At 38.1% G+C, this 18,713-nt stretch carries 14 protein-coding genes; 8 read left to right on the forward strand and 6 right to left on the reverse strand.

Going from position 1 to position 18,713, the window contains the following annotated elements; all coding sequences use genetic code 11:
• The first annotated feature begins 65 nt into the window (after window positions 1–65).
• Together PREBIDRAFT_RS10575 and mnmE are read left to right on the forward strand one after the other, a co-directional pair.
• Window positions 66–941 (forward strand): nucleoside phosphorylase, encoded by an 876-nt coding sequence (locus PREBIDRAFT_RS10575; RefSeq protein WP_004339904.1) that lies wholly within the window; start codon window positions 66–68, stop codon window positions 939–941.
• A 149-nt stretch (window positions 942–1,090) separates the two neighbouring features.
• Window positions 1,091–2,431 carry a tRNA uridine-5-carboxymethylaminomethyl(34) synthesis GTPase MnmE gene (gene mnmE / locus PREBIDRAFT_RS10580; RefSeq protein WP_004337634.1) on the forward strand — a complete coding sequence of 447 codons (1,341 nt, stop codon included), beginning with the start codon at window positions 1,091–1,093 and terminating at the stop codon, window positions 2,429–2,431.
• Window positions 2,432–2,705: 274 nt separating this feature from the next.
• On the opposite strand, the gene PREBIDRAFT_RS10585 is transcribed toward mnmE, so the two are convergent.
• Both PREBIDRAFT_RS10585 and PREBIDRAFT_RS10590 read right to left on the reverse strand, forming a co-directional pair.
• The gene (locus PREBIDRAFT_RS10585; RefSeq protein ID WP_004337635.1) at window positions 2,706–3,152 is read right to left on the reverse strand and encodes a YhcH/YjgK/YiaL family protein; all 447 of its coding nucleotides are present in this window, start codon (window positions 3,150–3,152) and stop codon (window positions 2,706–2,708) included.
• 234 nt (window positions 3,153–3,386) lie between these two features.
• A complete protein-coding gene (locus PREBIDRAFT_RS10590) occupies window positions 3,387–4,850 on the reverse strand; it encodes an SLC13 family permease (protein WP_004337636.1) in 1,464 nt (487 codons plus the stop codon).
• A gap of 114 nt (window positions 4,851–4,964) precedes the next feature.
• Here PREBIDRAFT_RS10590 and PREBIDRAFT_RS10595 point away from each other — a divergent pair, with 114 nt between their 5' ends.
• The 3 genes from PREBIDRAFT_RS10595 to PREBIDRAFT_RS10605 all read left to right on the forward strand — a co-directional run bounded on the left by PREBIDRAFT_RS10595 (window position 4,965) and on the right by PREBIDRAFT_RS10605 (window position 8,461).
• A complete protein-coding gene (locus PREBIDRAFT_RS10595; protein WP_004339906.1) occupies window positions 4,965–6,095 on the forward strand; it encodes an ABC transporter substrate-binding protein in 1,131 nt (376 codons plus the stop codon).
• Between the two features lie 18 nt (window positions 6,096–6,113).
• On the forward strand, window positions 6,114–7,130 hold the full coding sequence (locus PREBIDRAFT_RS10600) for an iron ABC transporter permease (protein WP_004337638.1): 1,017 nt from the start codon (window positions 6,114–6,116) through the stop codon (window positions 7,128–7,130).
• A gap of 122 nt (window positions 7,131–7,252) precedes the next feature.
• Window positions 7,253–8,461 (forward strand): uracil-xanthine permease family protein, encoded by a 1,209-nt coding sequence (locus PREBIDRAFT_RS10605; protein ID WP_004337639.1) that lies wholly within the window; start codon window positions 7,253–7,255, stop codon window positions 8,459–8,461.
• A 55-nt stretch (window positions 8,462–8,516) separates the two neighbouring features.
• On the opposite strand, the gene PREBIDRAFT_RS10610 is transcribed toward PREBIDRAFT_RS10605, so the two are convergent.
• On the reverse strand, window positions 8,517–8,843 hold the full coding sequence (locus tag PREBIDRAFT_RS10610) for a hypothetical protein (protein WP_004337640.1): 327 nt from the start codon (window positions 8,841–8,843) through the stop codon (window positions 8,517–8,519).
• 34 nt (window positions 8,844–8,877) lie between these two features.
• Entirely contained in the window at window positions 8,878–10,029 is a 1,152-nt protein-coding gene (gene hemW / locus PREBIDRAFT_RS10615) for a radical SAM family heme chaperone HemW (protein ID WP_004337641.1), read from the reverse strand.
• A 215-nt stretch (window positions 10,030–10,244) separates the two neighbouring features.
• On the opposite strand from hemW, the gene PREBIDRAFT_RS10620 reads away from it, so the two are divergent.
• A complete protein-coding gene (locus tag PREBIDRAFT_RS10620) occupies window positions 10,245–12,401 on the forward strand; it encodes an elongation factor G (protein WP_004337642.1) in 2,157 nt (718 codons plus the stop codon).
• A gap of 171 nt (window positions 12,402–12,572) precedes the next feature.
• Here PREBIDRAFT_RS10620 and PREBIDRAFT_RS10625 read toward each other — a convergent pair whose 3' ends face one another.
• A complete protein-coding gene (locus PREBIDRAFT_RS10625) occupies window positions 12,573–12,857 on the reverse strand; it encodes a hypothetical protein (RefSeq protein ID WP_238295903.1) in 285 nt (94 codons plus the stop codon).
• 205 nt (window positions 12,858–13,062) lie between these two features.
• Entirely contained in the window at window positions 13,063–13,845 is a 783-nt protein-coding gene (locus PREBIDRAFT_RS10630; protein ID WP_004337644.1) for a hypothetical protein, read from the reverse strand.
• Window positions 13,846–14,633: 788 nt separating this feature from the next.
• On the opposite strand from PREBIDRAFT_RS10630, the gene PREBIDRAFT_RS10640 reads away from it, so the two are divergent.
• The gene (locus PREBIDRAFT_RS10640; RefSeq protein WP_004337646.1) at window positions 14,634–17,054 is read left to right on the forward strand and encodes a TonB-dependent receptor; all 2,421 of its coding nucleotides are present in this window, start codon (window positions 14,634–14,636) and stop codon (window positions 17,052–17,054) included.
• 64 nt (window positions 17,055–17,118) lie between these two features.
• Complete coding sequence (locus PREBIDRAFT_RS10645; protein WP_004337647.1) at window positions 17,119–18,564, forward strand: hypothetical protein; 1,446 nt, start codon at window positions 17,119–17,121, stop codon at window positions 18,562–18,564.
• The last annotated feature ends 149 nt before the right edge of the window (window positions 18,565–18,713 follow it).

The following is an 18,713-nucleotide window of genomic DNA, read 5'->3' on the forward strand; positions in this document are numbered from 1 at the left end:
AAAGCTTGCCTCTCTTTGCATCTATTTACACTACTTTTGAAAATTATAATATAAAATTTATACCTATGGATAAGAAATATTTTGCTCCTTCAGAACTTATTATTAACGAGGATGGTAGTATTTTTCACCTTCATGTTAAGCCAGAGGAACTTGCAGATAAGGTAATATTAGTGGGTGATCCTGGGCGTGTAGCTTTAGTTGCGTCTCACTTTGAAAAGATAGAGAGCGAAGCTAATAGTCGTGAATTCCGTACTGTTACGGGTATTTATAAAGGGAAGCAAATTACAGCCCTAAGCACAGGTATTGGATGTGATAATATAGATATTGTAGTAAACGAACTTGATGCACTTGCTAATATAGATTTCAAAACTCGTAAAGAAAAAGACGAATTGCGCTCGCTTACACTTGTACGTATTGGTACTTGTGGAGGTTTGCAACTTAACACTCCAGTGGGTACTTATATTGCTTCGCAGAAGAGTATTGGTTTTGATGGTTTGCTCAACTTCTATGCTCGTCGTAATGAAGTGTGCGATCTAGAGTTTGAAAAGGAGTTTAAGAAGCAAGTGGAATGGGATGATCACATGGGTAACCCATACGTGGCAAATGCCGATATAGCATTAACAGAACAGATAGCACAAGACGATATGGTGCGCGGTGTTACTATAGCTTGTGGAGGTTTCTTTGGTCCACAAGGGCGTGAACTACGTTTGCCTTTACATGATCCAAAGCTAAACGAAAAGATTGAGACATTCGAATATAAAGGTATGCACATCACTAATTTTGAGATGGAATCATCAGCCCTTGCAGGTCTTGCTTCGCTAATGGGACACAAGGCACTTACTTGTTGTATGGTAATTGCTAATCGTCTTGTAAAAGAAGTAAATAGTGGTTATAAGAATACCATTGATGGTCTTATAACTCGTGTGCTAGATCGTATTTAAAATAATTGATAATCTTATCCAATTGAAAATTGAGAATTGATCATTGATAATTTTCTAGGAATACTAGGAAACCTAGGGCGGATAATTCTCAACTCTCAATTGGATAAGATTCTCAATTCTCAATTCCCACTTTTCAATTGATTTCAATAGTGTCCGATACAATTTGCGCCCTTGCCACTCAATCTGGGGGTGCCCTTGGTATTATTCGCATTGCTGGTTCCGAGGCTATACCCTTTGTTAATTCTATTTTTAGTAAAGATATAACATCGGCTAAAGCAAATACTATCCATTACGGCAATATCCTTGATCAGAGCGGAAAGGTTATTGATGAGGTAGTGGTATCTCTTTGGCGTGCCCCACATTCTTATACAGGTGAAGATGCAATCGAAATATCATGCCACGGCTCTTCCTTTATCTTACAAGAAGTGCTTCATGCGCTTATAGCGAGTGGATGTAGGCAAGCTAATCCAGGAGAGTTTACACAACGCGCTTACCTTAATGGCAAGATGGATCTCTCACAAGCAGAGGCTGTGGCAGATTTGATAGCATCTTCTAATCGTGCTAGTTATGAAATGGCACTCTCACAATTGAAAGGACATTTCAGCGATGAACTTACCACATTGCGTAAGCGTTTGCTTAAAATTACTTCACTCCTTGAGTTAGAACTCGACTTTTCTGAGCATGAAGAACTTGAGTTTGCCGATCGTTCAGAGTTAGTAGATCTTACCAACGAGATAGATGAGAAGGTTTTGTCTTTGGCTCAATCTTTTAAGACAGGGCAAGCCTTGAAACGTGGAATTTCTGTGGCTATCATTGGCAAGACAAATGTGGGTAAATCTACCTTGCTCAATCAGTTGTTGGGTGAGGAGCGTGCTATCGTTTCTAACATAGAAGGCACCACACGCGATGTGATAGAAGATACAACCGATATAAATGGTATAACTTTCCGTTTTATTGATACAGCAGGTATTCGTGAGACTACAGATGTCGTAGAACAACTGGGTATTCAACGCACGTATAAGGAGTTGGATAATGCACAGATTGTGATGTGGATATTAGATATAGATCCAACGCAAGAAGAGTACAATGAAATAAAGGAGAGGGTAGGAGAGAAACCTATTGTTGTGGTGCGAAATAAGATTGATACTATTAAAACAAGCACACAATCTCCCCTCGTTACCATCTCTATCTCTGCTAAGCAAGGTACTAACATGCATGACTTGGAGCAATTACTCTATCAGAAAGCCAATATTCCTGCTTTTACAGAGAACTCTGTTATCGTTACTAATGCCCGGCATTACGATGCCCTCACCCGAGCTCACGAAGCTCTCCTTCGTGTCCTTTCAGCTTTTAGTATGGAACTTTCAGGCGACCTTGTTGCCGAAGATCTCAAAGATGTTATCGCTATCCTTGGAGAAATCACAGGTACACAGATCTCTAGTCAAGAGACACTGAATAATATTTTTAAGCATTTTTGCATAGGTAAATAGTAAAATACTAATCTTTAAATGGTGATAGATTATGGTTTATTTAGTAATAGATAAGGTTTTATCTGATAAAAGGTGAAGTTTTGTACGCAAAAATAAATTAAAAATATTTTCCAAAGCTGACGCTTTGCGTTTAAAAAGATACTTTATTGATAGATAAAATATAAGTTTTTCTTTTTTAAAAAGGTATTAAGGGAATGAGCGGCACATTTTTATAGATGCACCGCTCATTATTTTTTATGCGTTAAAGGATAGAACAAATAATACCTATACTTCTCTATATCAGCAATTTTCCTATTAGTTTGCGTTGTGTCCCCTCACCAATGATAGGTGCATGGGCATCTTCTGGGAAGAAGATTGTGAATTCGTTAGGTGAAACCGTGAAATAGGTTTGGGCAGGTTTAAAGTATAAGCCACAATCGCGCGCTTCATCGTAGGGGATATCGGGTTTGCCTAGTTTGTTAATAGGCGACCAGCCCATTGTCTCGTTCACTAATAATGGGATTTGAACATCGATGTATTTTTTGTGAAATTCCAGCTTTTGTTGCTCTTTGTCTAATAGCGAAGATACATCTAAATTGATGAAAAGAGCATCGTCATCTAACGTAATTCTTCCTGCTGAAAGTTTGGAGAAATCGGTTGATTTGATATATTCAAATAACTCTTGCATGCGTGGATGCAGAGAGTAATAACGCACTGCATCTTGTAAGTTTGCTAGTATCATAGTGTATTTTATTTATTGTTTATACTTACAAACTTACAAAAATTATTCCACGGTGTTCCTAGATATAGCCAATGAAGTTTGAAAAAATGGACTTTAGCTTTATTATTTATCTATGAATTGGTTACAACATAAAAGAGGAGCGGCACATTTTCCATGTACCGCTCTCTGTGTTCTACAGTTAAAACGAATAACGAGGGAGCAAGAAATACTCCTTCAACTTATTGTGTCGACTTATTATATTAAGTGCATCTGACCGATGACGAATAATAGGACATAGCCTAGAACGAGCGATATAAGACCACAACTTAATCCTACTTTCAACATTTGATTCTGCTTTACGAGTCCTGTAGAGTAGGCAATGGCGTTAGGAGGAGTTGAAATAGGTAAACACATAGCACAAGATGCAGCGATAGCAATACCAACTAAAACAATGCTTGTCCCACCAATGCCGTCCAATTTATTACCCATACCACGGCATACTACTGCGAGAATAGGAACAAGTAATGCAGCTGTTGCAGTGTTTGAAATGAAATTGGAGAGGAGATAGCAGATTAAGCCAGAAATCAGCATAATGAATATAGGACTCCATGAGCCGAACGGAATACTCTCGATTGCGGCATCAGCCAATCCTGAACTGTCCATACCTAGCCCAATGGCAAATCCTCCAGCCACCATCCAAATAACACTCCAGTCGATTTTCTGGAGGTCTTTTGCTGTTATAACACCCGTGATGGCGAATATACCCATTGGAATCATAGAGACGGTGTTGGTATCAATACCAGTAATTTCTTTAGGAATTACCCAAAGGAGTATGGTAAGAGTGAAGGTTGCCATAACTACCCACATTCTCCACCCACGGTGAACGGCTCCATCAATCTTCAGTTCGATAGTTTTCTGTGTGAAAGGGTAATAGTGAAGGATAACTTTCCAAGAGATTATCAACAAGATGATGACGGTAGGCATCATAAGCAGAGCCCACTGTGCAAATCCAATGTTCATATTGAGCCCTGCAGGGTCGTTGAGATACTTCAAGGCGATGAGGTTAGGAGGGGTTCCGATGGGCGTTCCCAAACCTCCTAAATTTGCAGCAACGGGGATTGATAAGGTCAATGCAATACGACCTTTACCGTTTGCTGGTAGTGCAGCAAATACCGGTGCAAGGAAAGTAAGCATCAATGCAGCTGTAGCTGTATTAGAGATAAACATAGAGAATAATCCTGTGATAAGTAGGAAACCTAGTAAGACATTCTCGCTCTTTTTTCCGAATGGTCGGATAAGATTTCGTGCTAACAAGGTGTCAAGTCCCGATTTAGATGCGGCTATTGCTATGATGAAACCTGCAAGGAAAAGCATAATGATAGGGTCGGCAAATGAAGCCATTATCTCTGTCGAGTCTAGTAACTTTCCTACATTATCTCCTTTGAATACACCAAAAGCATTTTTTGATACTGTAACACACATAATAGCTGTGAGGGCGAGTGATGTTGCCCAAGCAGGGATGCACTCGGTGAGCCAAGAAAGGATTGCAAAAACAAAGATTGCTATAACGCGTTGTTGAACGATTGTAAGACCATCGATACCGAAAACATTGGAAGGTAGGTTCCAAACGATGGTCGTAACCACAATGATGGCAAGCAGTTGCCATACTTTCTTCTTATTGATGTGGTTAGAAAGTGCATTAGAAATGTCTTCTGCCATAATTGAAACTGTTTAGTATTGTTAGTAATAATTGCTGACTAAGTTACAAAAAAAAACTTATTACATTCAATAAGCCACAGTTTTTTTGTATTTTTGCACAAATATTTTTCAATTATGTGGAAATATATATTCTATTTTTTTTCTCTGTTGTTAGTTTTGACGAGTTGTAATATTCGTAAGCATACTGATAGTAGTGATGTCGAAGAAGGCGACACTTTAAAGCTTGAGTATGCAAAGCATCTAACTATAGTGAAATACTCTGATTTTACTAAGGTAGAAATACATAATCCATGGAAAAAGCATACAATCTTGCATACTTATTATTTATCGGATGCTCCTATAAAGAAAGCTGTATCTGACAAAGAAAATCTTATAGTCTTACCACTGAAGCGTTGTGTGGTTTTTACTACTGCTCATGCTAATTTGTTCGAGATGTTGGAAGCTCAAAAATCAATCGTAGGTGTAACCGACCTTAAATATATGCTGATCTCTGATGTTCAGAAGCGTGCCCAACAGGCTGATGGTGCAGAAGGAAAAATTACAGATTGTGGCGAGAGCATGAAACCTAATGTGGAGAAAATAATCACGTTGGAGCCTCAAGCCATCTTCGTTTCGCCTTTTGAGAATAGTGGGGGGTATGGCAGATTAGATAAAGCAGGTGTTCCGTTAATAGAGTGTGCTGAGTATATGGAGACGTCGGCATTGGGTAGAGCAGAGTGGATGAAGTTTTATGGTATACTTGTTGGTAAGGAAAAAGAAGCCGACTCATTATTTAATGTCGTAAAGACCAATTATTGGAAATTGCATAACTTAGCAAAGAAGAGTAAGCTTTCGCGTAGTGTTTTGCCAGATCGCAAGGTAGGTTCAGTGTGGTATGTACCTGGCGGTGAGAGTAGTGTAGGGTTACTTTATAAAGATGCTTTAGGAAAATATGCCTATAGTAGCGACAAACATAGTGGCAGCTTATCCTTGCCTTTTGAAACGATTGTGTCAAAGTTTGGTAAGGCTGACTTTTGGATACTTTCTTATGTAGGGAATTGCAACAAGGAAATATTGCTACAAGAGTCGCCCGATTATAAGATTTTGAAGCCTCTTCGTGAAGGTGAGGTTTATGGTTGTAAGATAGACAAAGTTCCTTATTTTGAGGAAGTGAGTTGGCATCCCGATTGGCTTTTGCAAGATTTGATACAGCTTTTCCATCCAGATTTAAAGATAGCCCCTTTAAGATATTATAAGCGTTTGTAAAATGTTATAGCCTAAGTGATGAAGCAACATAATATAGTTATTAATGCTTTTCTTGTTGTTGGAATAGCAGTTCTGTTTTGTTTCAATCTTTGTATTGGAGCTGTGGAAATTCCTCTTTTAGAGATAATTAGTATATTGCGAGGCGTAGAGGTGGAAGATGATAGTTGGCGTTTTATAATTTTAGAAAACAGATTGCCACAAGCTATTACAGCATTGCTATGTGGTAGTGTGTTGGCTGCAAATGGATTAATCTTACAAACCTTATTTAGTAATCCTTTGGCTGGACCTGATGTTTTTGGCATTAATAGTGGAGCAGCACTAGGTGTGGCTTTGGTAATGTTATTATTAGGAGGCACTGTTTCGGTTTCAAGTTTTTCTTTTACAGGCTTTTTTGCTATTTTAATAGCTGCTTTTGTAGGGGCGATGGTAGTAACAATGCTTATATCCTTATTATCTAACTTTGTGCATAGCAATACAATGTTATTAGTAGTTGGTATTATGGTGGGATATTTGGCATCATCAGTGGTATCGCTTTTAAATTTTTTCTCAACAGCAGATGGAGTAAAAAGCTATATGATTTGGGGGTTGGGCGATTTTGGTAGCGTATCTTCCAATCAGTTATTACCTTTCTCTATGCTTTGCCTTGTCGGAATTATTCTGACATTACTTTTGATAAAGCCATTAAATATATTGTCGTTAGGTTCTCTTTATGCTGAGAGTTTAGGTATTAACACAAAAAAAATGCGAACAGTTTTGCTAGCCTTAACAGGTATATTAACGGCAATTACTACCGCCTTTTGTGGTCCTATATTGTTTCTAGGTTTGGCTGTTCCGCACATGGCACGCTTGGTGTTGAAGTCGGAAAACCAATTAAAGTTATTGCCAACAACACTTCTAAGTGGATCGTTAATAGCATTACTATGTAATCTTCTTTGTTTTCTTCCAAGAGAGAGTGGTGTTCTGCCATTAAATGTGGTAACACCTATTATTGGTGCCCCTGTTATTATCTATATTCTAATACGAAGTAGAAAATAGCCGACTAATAAAATATTTATCGTTTAGGTGATAGTTTCTTCCTATTAATTTTATAATTTTGCACTCGATTAGCAAATATCATACTTGCTACCTCATAAAGAATTTACTCTTTATTAAATATAATGGATACAAATAACTTAACAACTTTCAGAAAAACGTTGGTGGGAGTACAATTCCTCTTCGTTGCGTTTGGTGCTACCGTCTTAGTTCCGTTGCTCGTGGGGCTTGATCCTTCAACAGCATTATTTACGGCAGGTATAGGAACCTTCATCTTTCATCTCATTACGAAAGGTAAGGTTCCTATTTTTTTAGGATCATCATTTGCCTTTATAGCCCCTATTATTGCAGCATCAAAAGAGTGGGGTATGCCAGGTACATTAGCTTCATTTGCAGGTGTGGCACTGGTTTATTTTGTGATGTCAGTATTGGTAAAATGGCAGGGAAAAGCTTTGCTTGATAAGATCTTCCCTCCTGTAGTTATTGGTCCTGTTATTATTTTGATAGGTCTGTCGCTTTCTGGCTCTGCTGTTGATATGGCTAAGACAAATTGGCTTTTAGCTTTTGTGTCATTGATAACAGCTATTTTAGTGTTAACCTTAGGTAAGGGATTGTTTAAGTTAGTGCCAGTTATTAGTGGTATTATTGTGGGCTATATTGTAGCTATGTTTATAGGTGAGGTCGATTTTAAACCTGTACAAGAAGCAGCTTGGTTTGCTTTACCTTCTGCAATATCAAATTTTCATCTACCACATTTTGCTTTGGAACCATTCCTTTATATGATACCAGTGGCTATAGCCCCTGTTATTGAGCATGTAGGCGATGTATATGTAGTAAGTGCTGTTGCAGATAAAGACTTTGTGAAAGAGCCTGGTCTTCACCGTACAATGTTAGGTGATGGTCTTGCTTGTCTTGCTGCGAGCCTTTTTGGAGGTCCTCCTGTAACTACCTATAGTGAGGTAACTGGAGCTATGAGTATCACCAGGGTTACTCAGCCACAAGTTATACGTATAGCAGCATTGACAGCAATTGTTTTTTCAGTAATTGGTAAGTTGAGCGCATTGCTAAGAAGTATTCCAACAGCAGTATTAGGGGGTATTATGCTATTATTATTCGGAACGATAGCATCTGTTGGAATTCACAATCTTATTCAACATAGGGTAGACTTAAACCAAACACGTAATATTATTATTATTTCCGTAACATTAACAATGGGTATTGGCGGAGCAGTATTAAGTTTTGGTGGTTTTTCTATGAGTGGAATTGGACTAGCAGCGATTATTGGCGTTGTTCTTAATCTTGTTTTACCTTCAGAAAATAAAGCAGATAAATAAAAAAAAGGATATGAACAATAAAGGGGATCACCTATTATGGCGATCCTCTTTGTTATTATAAGCGTAGTGTTCTTTTGTATCTTTCTTTCAATTCTTGATCGACTTCCTCAAGCGTTTTGCCATTTGCCAATCTTGATTTAAAATATCTCCAACCTAACCAAATACTAAGCATACCTAATAGGGCAAGAATATATTGAAGAATAATAGATTTCACTACTTGTTGGAGGAGAGCTTCACATCCAATAAAGCCACCGATTAATAGCGTATAATCTATTAACCCCCAACTATAATATGACTTTTTAATGGCTTGATATTCATCACTATTTAATCTTATCTTTTCTTTGTTTTCTTCCCAAAGATTTTCAAATTCTTGTTCTGTCATAATCTATGTGTTTTAAAGCGTTTAAAACTCTATGTTATGCTATAATCAAATCAACCATGATCGTATCACTGATATATAAACCTTTTCTTGTTATCGTATAGCAAGTATCATTCTTGCGAAGATACCCATTTTCAATGTATGACGCTGCATTTGTTAAGAAATATCTTCTATACTTTTCTTCAAATTCTGCTATGTTTAATCCCTCTTTTGTCCTAAGTGCCGTTACTATGCTATCATTGTAATGCGTGTTTGCATCAATGGTTTCTTCTTCATAAGCAGGCTTATCTTGTTCTATGGCGTTAATGTATTTAGTGAGATCGGCATAGTTCCAACGACGCGTATTGAGGTCATAAGAATGTGCTGCAGCTCCAATACCAATATAGGGTATGTTGTGCCAATAAGAACTATTATGTTGAGATCGAAAACCTTGTTTAGCGAAGTTGCTGATCTCGTATTGTTCATAGCCAGCTTTTTCTAATCGATCAATAAGCACTTCATACATTTCCCGATATTGTTCTTCGTCTATCTGCTTTACTCTTTGATGCTTTTGCATGGTATAGAGCGCAGTACCTTCTTCATACATTAGGCTATAAGCAGAAATGTGTTCTACGTTGAGGGCAATAGCCTTTTCTATATCGGCAATCCATTCTTCTTGTGTTTCATTGGGGAAACCGAACATGAGATCAATTGAGATATTATTGATACCTACACTCCTAAGTAGCTGAATAGCTTCTGGTATTTTTGAGGAAGTATGCCTACGATGAAGAAATTTAAGTCTTTCGTCAGAGAATGTTTGAACACCCATTGATACCCTATTGAACGGAAGGGTTTTAAGTATTTGTACAAAATCCTCTGTAATATCTTCTGGGTTACATTCTATTGTGATTTCTTTTAGCTGCGTAGCTCCATTATTTGTGTGATGTAAGAAGGTTTTATTAATTTGTTCAAAGATTTGAACCAGCTCCTCTGATGTGAGTTGCGAGGGAGTTCCTCCACCAAAATAAATAGTAGAAAGTTCTGCCTTTTGCTTGCCGATCTCCTTGCAAACAGCATTGATGTATCTTTGTCTTTGAGTAAGTGTATTTTCGTTTTCTCTTTTCGCTGCATTTTTTGTAAGTGTAGCATAGAAGCCACAATATATACATCTACTAGCACAAAAAGGTATATGGATATAGAGTCCTGTCATTATTATTTTTCTATATAATATGTGATGAAGTCAAAATTTATTGCAAATGTACTAATTTGCCTTAATTTTTTGTGATTTATTGCTTTTATTTTTTGGTTCTTTCAATCAAAATGTATAATTTAGGCGACAGATAGTATTTAGATTTGCAAAATGCAGATTTGATGCTTGATAACCTGATAATTTAACATTTTACTAACTACTTAAATCAATCTGTTATGCGTATTTATCAGACAAATGAAATTAAAAACATTGCCCTTGTTGGCAGTGCGGGTAGCGGCAAGACCACACTTGCCGAGAGTATGTTATTTGAAGCTTCTGTTATTAAGCGACGTGGTACAATAGAAGGTAAGAATACGGTAAGCGACTATTTTCCAGTAGAGCAAGAATACGGTTATTCTGTATTCCCAACAGTGTTTCATACCGAGTGGAATAATAAGAAATTAAACATAATAGATTGTCCTGGAAGTGATGATTTCGTAGGTGGTGCAATAACAGCACTTAATGTAACCGATGAAGCTGTTATATTGATCAACGGTCAGTATGGTCCAGAAGTAGGCACACAGAATATTTTCCGTTATACAGAGAAATTAAAGAAGCCTGTAATATTTTTGATTAACCAGTTAGATTCTGATAAGTGCAACTTTGAGAATATCATTACAACGATGCAAGATATTTATGGCTCAAAGTGTGTACAAATACAGTATCCTATAGAGACTGGTCCCAACTTCAATAGCCTTATTGATGTGTTATTGATGAAGAAATATACATGGAAAGCAGAAGGTGGAACACCAACTATTGAGGAAATCCCAAAAGAAGAGTTAGATAAAGCACTTGAATTACACAAAATATTAGTTGAGGCTGCTGCTGAAAACGATGAAAGCTTGATGGAGAAATTCTTTGAGGAAGAGCAACTTTCCGAAGACGAACTTCGTATGGGTATTCGTAAGGGATTAATTACACGATCTATCTTCCCTGTATTTTGTGTTTGTGCAGGCAAGGATATGGGCGTGAGACGATTAATGGAATTCTTAGGTAATGTAGTTCCGTTTGTTGATGAAATGCCTAAGATACATAATACACGCGGTGAAGAAGTACAACCAAATTCTGATAATGCTACTTCTATTTATTTCTTTAAGACAGGTATGGAGCCACATATTGGTGAAGTGTCTTACTTTAAAGTAATGAGTGGAAGTGTGAAAACAGGTGATGACTTGACTAATGCCGATCGTGGATCGAAAGAACGATTAGGACAAATATATGTTTGTGCTGGTGCTACTCGTATACCTGTTGATCAATTGAATGCTGGTGATATAGGATGTACCGTAAAACTGAAAGATGTTAAAACGGGTAACACTCTGAATGGTAAGGGCTGTGATTATCATTTCGATTTTATTAAATATCCTAACTCTAAATACTCTCGTGCTATTGAGGCAAAGAATACTTCTGAAACCGAGAAGCTAATGGCTGCTTTGTTAAAGATGCGCCAAGAAGACCCTACATGGGTAGTAGAGCAGAGCAAGGAGTTGCGTCAGGTTATTGTACATGGTCAGGGAGAATTCCACCTTCGTACCTTAAAATGGCGTCTTGAAAATAACGAAAAATTACAGGTTGAATACAAAGAACCACGTATTCCTTATCGTGAAACGATTACTAAGCAGGCTAAAGCTGAGTATAGGCATAAAAAGCAGAGTGGTGGTGCAGGACAGTTTGGTGAAGTTCACTTGATCATTGAGCCATACGCAGAAGGAATGCCAGAACCTACTACCTACAAGTTTGATGGTCAAGAATTTAAGCTTAATGTAAAAAGTCGAGAAGAAAAGACCCTACCATGGGGTGGTAAGCTTGTGTTTATCAATTCTGTTGTTGGTGGTGCTATTGATACACGCTTTATGCCAGCCATCTTAAAAGGTGTAATGGATTGTATGGAAAAAGGTCCATTGACAGGTAGTTATGCGCGTGATGTTCGTGTTATTGTTTACGATGGTAAAATGCACCCAGTAGATTCTAATGAATTATCATTTACCCTAGCTGCAAAGCATGCGTTCTCTGATGCTTTCAAGATTGCTGGTCCAAAGATCCTTGAGCCTATTAACGATCTAGAAGTATTTGTACCAGACGATTATATGGGCGATGTAATGAGTGATCTTCAAGGTCGTCGTGCCTTAATTATGGGTATGGATTCCGAAGCTGGTTATCAGAAGTTACAAGCTAAAATTCCGTTGAAAGAGCTTTCTTCATATAGTACAACATTAAGTTCTATCACTGGTGGTCGTGCTAGTTTCATTACTAAATTCTCTAGTTATGAGTTAGTTCCAAATGATTTGCAAGACAAGCTAATAGAGGCACATGCTAAAGAAGAGGCAGATGAATAATGTAATACTTTAACTTTTAGTCCTAATAAGGATTTTATGATACGAATAGGGTTGGGTTTCAGATAAGGAAACTTGACCCTATTTTTTGAAGTAAAAATAATAAACAAGAGTAATAAAGAAATGCCTAATAGAATAATCGTTAGGCATTTTTGCTTTTCGTTATAACTCAGACTACATAAAAATGCTGTTTTTAGAGGTCATCTCTAATTTTCTTTTATATAGTTGACTAGGGGTCTGATAGGGGTCGTCATAAGTTTCCTCTACATTAAAGACAACATCTGACAAGGAGTTTATTTTCCAATACAATCCCCAATCTATATATATAACTTTATTGTCAGGATACATAAAAGTCCAGTGAAAATATGATTTTTTTTCTTTTTCAACTTCTTTGTTTTGATATTCCAGAACTACTTGATATCCTGTTCCATTCTTTAAAAAAACATATTGCTCACACATCGTTTTGGGTTTATCCTTGATAATATTTACCCATATTTTATTTGTAAGTTTCTCTACAACATCATTACTAGTATAATAGTCTTCAGTAGTGCAAGATATTAAACAGAAGGAGAAAACAAATATTACTAATAACTTATACGTGGAGTTCATTTGTTTAAGTTAAGAAATAGGGGGATATATAATCTCTCCCCATATATAAAAACATTTAATTGTGCGATTCAAAAGTAGCAGTGGCAATAGGACCACCATTTTTGGGTTCATAACCTTGTCCTTCAAATTGCCAATTTATATTAGCATCATTGCTATATGCTGTCCAAGTAAAATAATTATATGGAAGCATTGATATTCCTGAAAGAGTTATTAGTTTTTCATTCATATTCGGATTGGGGTCTTTTTTTGCATCTTTTTTACAAAGAATGTCAAAAAAGAAATAGCTACCATTGAAGATATTTAATTGAATTCTTGAAATAATTTTCTTTCCTGAAGAGAAATAACACTGACTTTTACTTCCTGGGAAAATTGGTAATGTTGCAAGATTACTACCTCTTGCCCTTGTTAGAGAGCTTTTTAAGGTATTTTCAACTTGCACTATTCTATCTTGTGTAAGATTTCTAATCCAAGTTTCATTATACGTAGAATATACTATTTGAGAAGTTTTTGGATTATTTGCAGCGGCTTGTAATCGCATATTTAATTCTGCTATTTCTTTTTCAAACCTTTGTTTATTTAAAGGATTAACGCTCTGCAAATCTTGCCAATCCTTATCAGAAAGCAAATCTTTGAAAGAGGTTTTATGTACATTCAAATAGTACTCGCCAACTGTTTTATTTATATCAACAAATTTAGCAAGAACCTTAGAATCAGTTTGGTAATCTCTAGTAACAGTAATTTCAGCTACCTCATCATTATTAGAACACGATGTTAATACTCCTACAAATAATGCCAATATGAAAGTAAGAGTGTAAAGGGTTGCTTGTTTTGCTTTCATAACTGTAAGTTTTTAGAGTCTTATAAATAAAACGTTGCGAATATATGTACTTTTTATGAAAAAAGCAAGTAAGTAGACAACTTTTTTCTTCATCTGCCTGAAAATACCTAAAAATAATGATAGCAGTTATTGAATTCTTTATAGATATACCTAAGCAGTGGAAGAAGAAGGGTATAATCAGTAGTTTCTATCCCATAAGGCTTCAAACACATTGTCTGTTTTATAAGTCTGACCTTGTGATTAACTTTTTGCCAACTAACTCCGAAAAACTTCGCCAGTTCGCCCTCCGTCATAGCAACCTCTCCCTTTCCTTGACGAATAACACGCATGCCATCGCTTCACTCAAAAAAAAACAGTGAGGTGATGAGTACAAAGGGGACAAGGTAACGCTTATTGGAGAGTTGAGGGTTGTTAGGTTTCATTTTATTGCTTATTCATAAACATGTTGTTCTATCGTTTGATGACGGACACTGGGCTGTCCTCCACTGCGTCTTATAACAAAGAGATAGTAGGGCAAAGGTGGTAAAGTATGTGTACAACACCCGCATTTAGGCACAATAAAAATAAATAATGTGTACTCAGACCACATTCCAAACAAGAGGAAACGACTTAGTCAACAAGCTCGTCAATACCATCTGCTTTCACTAAAAGTAGTTATGCCCGTAAAAAGAAGCAACAAGAAAATACCTATTTTTGGGTATGTTCATTTTTTTTCTGTATCGAGAAGTTGAAATATCTTTGCAAATCGAAAGTTTTTTTAGTATAACAACAATTATTAAAATAGTAAAATGTCGAAAAAAGAACAACGAACGCAAAAAATTTTATCGGCTCGAGACTCTCTTTTCAAGGGATGCTTGCTAATGCTGATGATGCTGTTTTTAAGCATCTCTGCCACAAAGGCACACAACGGCAAGTACGCAAGCACAGATAAAGTCGAGGAAGGTAGCGTGACTCTTCAAGTTACAGATGCGCTAACGGGCGAACCCATATTAGGAGCCGTTGTGAAAGATAGCAATGGTAAGACATACGTCACCAACGAGTCGGGAATCTGTATTATGAAGTTAAGCAACACCGATAAGAATGTGAAAGTCACTGTCTCATTCGTAGGCTATAAGAGTTACACTTCCTATGTGTCAGCAAAAACACGCACACTGAACATCAAGTTAAAGGAAGACGTACAGCAATTAAGTGGAGTAACGGTAACATCTAAAAAGAGACACACCGACATCATGCAGCAAGCCAAGGTTTTGGATCAAAGTGTACTCGAAAAAGGTGGTGCCACCTCGTTGGCAAAAATGTTGGAGTCTATTCCTGGTGTGAGTTCTATCAGTGCTGGTAATACGGTGGCTAAACCCGTTATTCAAGGTATGCACAGCAGCCGTATTCTATTGATGAACAATGGAGTGAAATTGGAAAGCCAGAGTTGGGGCAACGATCATGCGCCAGAAATTGACTACACAGGTGCCAGCATGGTAGAGGTTGTAAAGGGTGCCGAATGTATTCGTTACGGTTTTGGTGCTATGGGTGGTGTGGTATTGCTCAACGATGCTCCTCTACCCTATGGGCATAACAAGCCTATCGTGAAAGGAGTTACCAACATCGGTTATGATACCAATCCCCGAGGAATAAGCGGCTCGGGAAGCATTGAAGCAGGTTGGAAGAATTTCGGTATGCGCCTGCACGGCAACTATACTCGTGGTGGTGATTATCATACGCCAGAATACATCATGAACAACACGGGCTACAATAACATCAGCATGTCTGCCATGGGTGGTTTTGAGAACAAGCGCATCACGGCAACCGTGCTTACAAGTTTGTTCTACCAACGTTCTGGTATCTATTTTGGCAGCCAAATATCCGACTTGGCACAACTACAAGAACGATTCCGCATTGGTCGTCCAACAGAGTCGTCATTGCAACCATTCAGTTATGAAATTGGCATACCCTTCCAGCAATCACAACACTTCACGCTGAAGGGCGAGGTGAAATATCGCATCAACCCAAAGCAATCGCTGGATCTGACTTTGTCGTTCCAGGAAAATTTGCGACAGGAGTATGAGAACCGTATGAGAAAGGAGTGGAGCGTCATCCCGATGCAAGACCTTGTATTGAAAACATACAAAGGCGACTTGTCATATCGTGCTTCATGGAAGCCTTACAAAATGTCCACCTTTGCAGGTATATCAAACACATACCAAATAAACTACAACTTCCCAGGCACCAAGAACCCTGCCTTTGTACCAAACTTTGCCGCTCTCACCATGGGTGGTTTCCTGTTGCAAAAGGCTACTTTCTTTGAAAAATTGCAATGCGAATTGGGCTTGCGTTACGACTTTAGAGTAATGAGCGTGAGCGGTTACACCACGCTGAACAAGTACGACTATTACGATGACTTCAAGGTTTACAGCAACTTCACCTCGAGTTTTGCTGCTCACTATCAGTTTAACGACAACTGGGATATGCGTGCAAACATCGGTTGGTCGTGGCGTCCACCAGACATCAACGAGCTTTACGCCGTCGGACTTCAAGAAGGTTCTTATTGGGTAGTGGGCAATAGAAACCTAAAGAGTGAGCGTGGTTGGAAGTCTATCTTAGGCGCAAGGTATCGCAATACATGGATATCTGTAGAGCCAAGTATGTTCTACCAACACATCAACAGTTATATATACGACCATATCGGCTATGGTGCTAATCGTTTTCATAACAGCCCAAGCGGAAAGTATGCCAAGTTTATGTATGATCAGGACGATGTGAGACTGTATGGTGGCGATATAGAAGCTACAGTAAATCCCATTAAAGGACTCAGTATCGTAGCAAAGGGCGAATGGATATTTGCACGCAACATAACACGAGACAACTGGTTGCCTTTCATGCCATCAGACAAGTATGGACTGTCAGCCAACTACGAACATATCTTCGGTGCAGAGAAAAAGATAAAGGCATCGTTCTCTCTCTCTGGCAACTATGTTACAAAACAAGAACGTTTCGACCCTAACACGGATTTAGTGGCAGTATCGCCCGACCCCTACTTCCTGCTTGGCCTCACAGCAGATGTTGCCTTCAAGCTGCCCAGCAACAGGGAAATAAAGGTAATGTTGGTAGGCGATAACATTCTCAATACATTATATAAGGAATATACAGACCGATTTAGATATTATGCGCACGAGCGTGGCGTGAACTACTCTTTGCGCACAATCATTAAATTTTAAGAAAATGAAGTTACAATATAAAACAATAATGCGTTCAACTATTTTAGCTGTAGGATGCTGCTGCATGCTTGCCGCATGTTCTGCCAATGATGTTGATGATTTCTTGAAAAAAGTAGTAAAAGCTCCTCCTGCTTCTATCGAGTACAATGGCAAGGGACACTCACAGATATATGCAGTAAGTGCCGTACTTAGAATGGGGTTCAAAGGTGGTAATATAAAAGTTGGAAACTTTGGTGCCGACAACAGTATAGACAACACATACGACCAAGACTCGTACAACATGATAAGCGTGAACACGGATAAACCGACAGACTATCCGCTCATGCAACAAATTGAGATAAGTAAGGGCGACAATGGACAAATGCAAATTACCAGCCAGCGCGACCATTTTGATGTAGTTGCGTCAGATGACGTTTATTACGGACTTGAGCTTACATATTATGGAGCCAACCACCAACAAATAAACGGTGAGTTCATACAGTTCTATTACAAGAAAAACGGAGACCCAGATCTCGACAATTCTACATTGGTACAACACCAACACTTCTTTACCATTGGCAACGAAGTATTGGAACACAGCTACACTATAGATGGTAAGACCATATCCAAGAACAGTAAGCAAGGTTTTTATCCACACACGCTGGACAAGAAACCAACATACTATCCAGAGCTTACCTTTGAGATGGAGGGCGACAAGCTAAAGCCTTGCGACATCACCACGACCAGCGCACTGCTTGCACCTGAAAGTGGGAACAAATCAGAACGTATGCCGTTTGACAGCACGCTGATAGACAAAGCGATAAATATATTCCCTACGCTAAAAACAAATCAAGCTACATGGACAGAAGGTGGCTTTAAATTCTTTCAAACACTCACTATGCCACATGCGGCAAAACTTGCTAACAAGTTGTTTACATACCGATACCGAGATACCGACCCATTTGAGAAACAATTGGGATATGAATATCAAGAGGGTAGCGGTGACGGTGGCGTTGTAGCAGATGGTACAAACGCACTGAGACAAAGACAAGGCGATTTCGTGGAATTGCTGCACCAATGTAGGAAAATAGGTACGGGTCCAAACAATTTGGACAGAATGGGATTCAAGGGAGTTCTACAGTTTAGCCAAGCCAACACCGAATTTGCTATGCAAATAAGCCTATGCAACATCGTATCACAAATGGATAAATCAAAGAATTCTATTTGGCCCAAATATGGAAATGATGATCCAGGTGCTGACTCAAAGACTTGTTCTGAAATTCCAACATTAGGAAATGGAGAAGGTAGAGGACTTTATAATTTTAATGAAATAAAATCAGAATGGAGCAATCACGACATTGACATTCCTTTAACATTCCGTGTCATTGCAAATATGAACGATAGAGAAGAGAAGTTCGTGGAAGATTTCAAAAAGTTCTATCCGGACATGGATTCGAATGAAATCAAGAATTATTTCTTCAAGCCTCAATATTTGCTGTCAAGGAATCGTAAGAATATATTCGTCATGTAGACTTCAGCTAAAAGGAAGGCATTTGCGCATCATCATTCCTCACATGGCTGACACGTTCTCCTAACTAAGGAAAATTTACATACACGGCTAAGAGGAGAAAGAGTATTTAGCAAAGTGCCAATTATACTGGACTATCTAATCAAGACATT

This window comes from Prevotella bivia DSM 20514 (assembly GCF_000262545.1).
Lineage (GTDB): Bacteria > Bacteroidota > Bacteroidia > Bacteroidales > Bacteroidaceae > Prevotella > Prevotella bivia.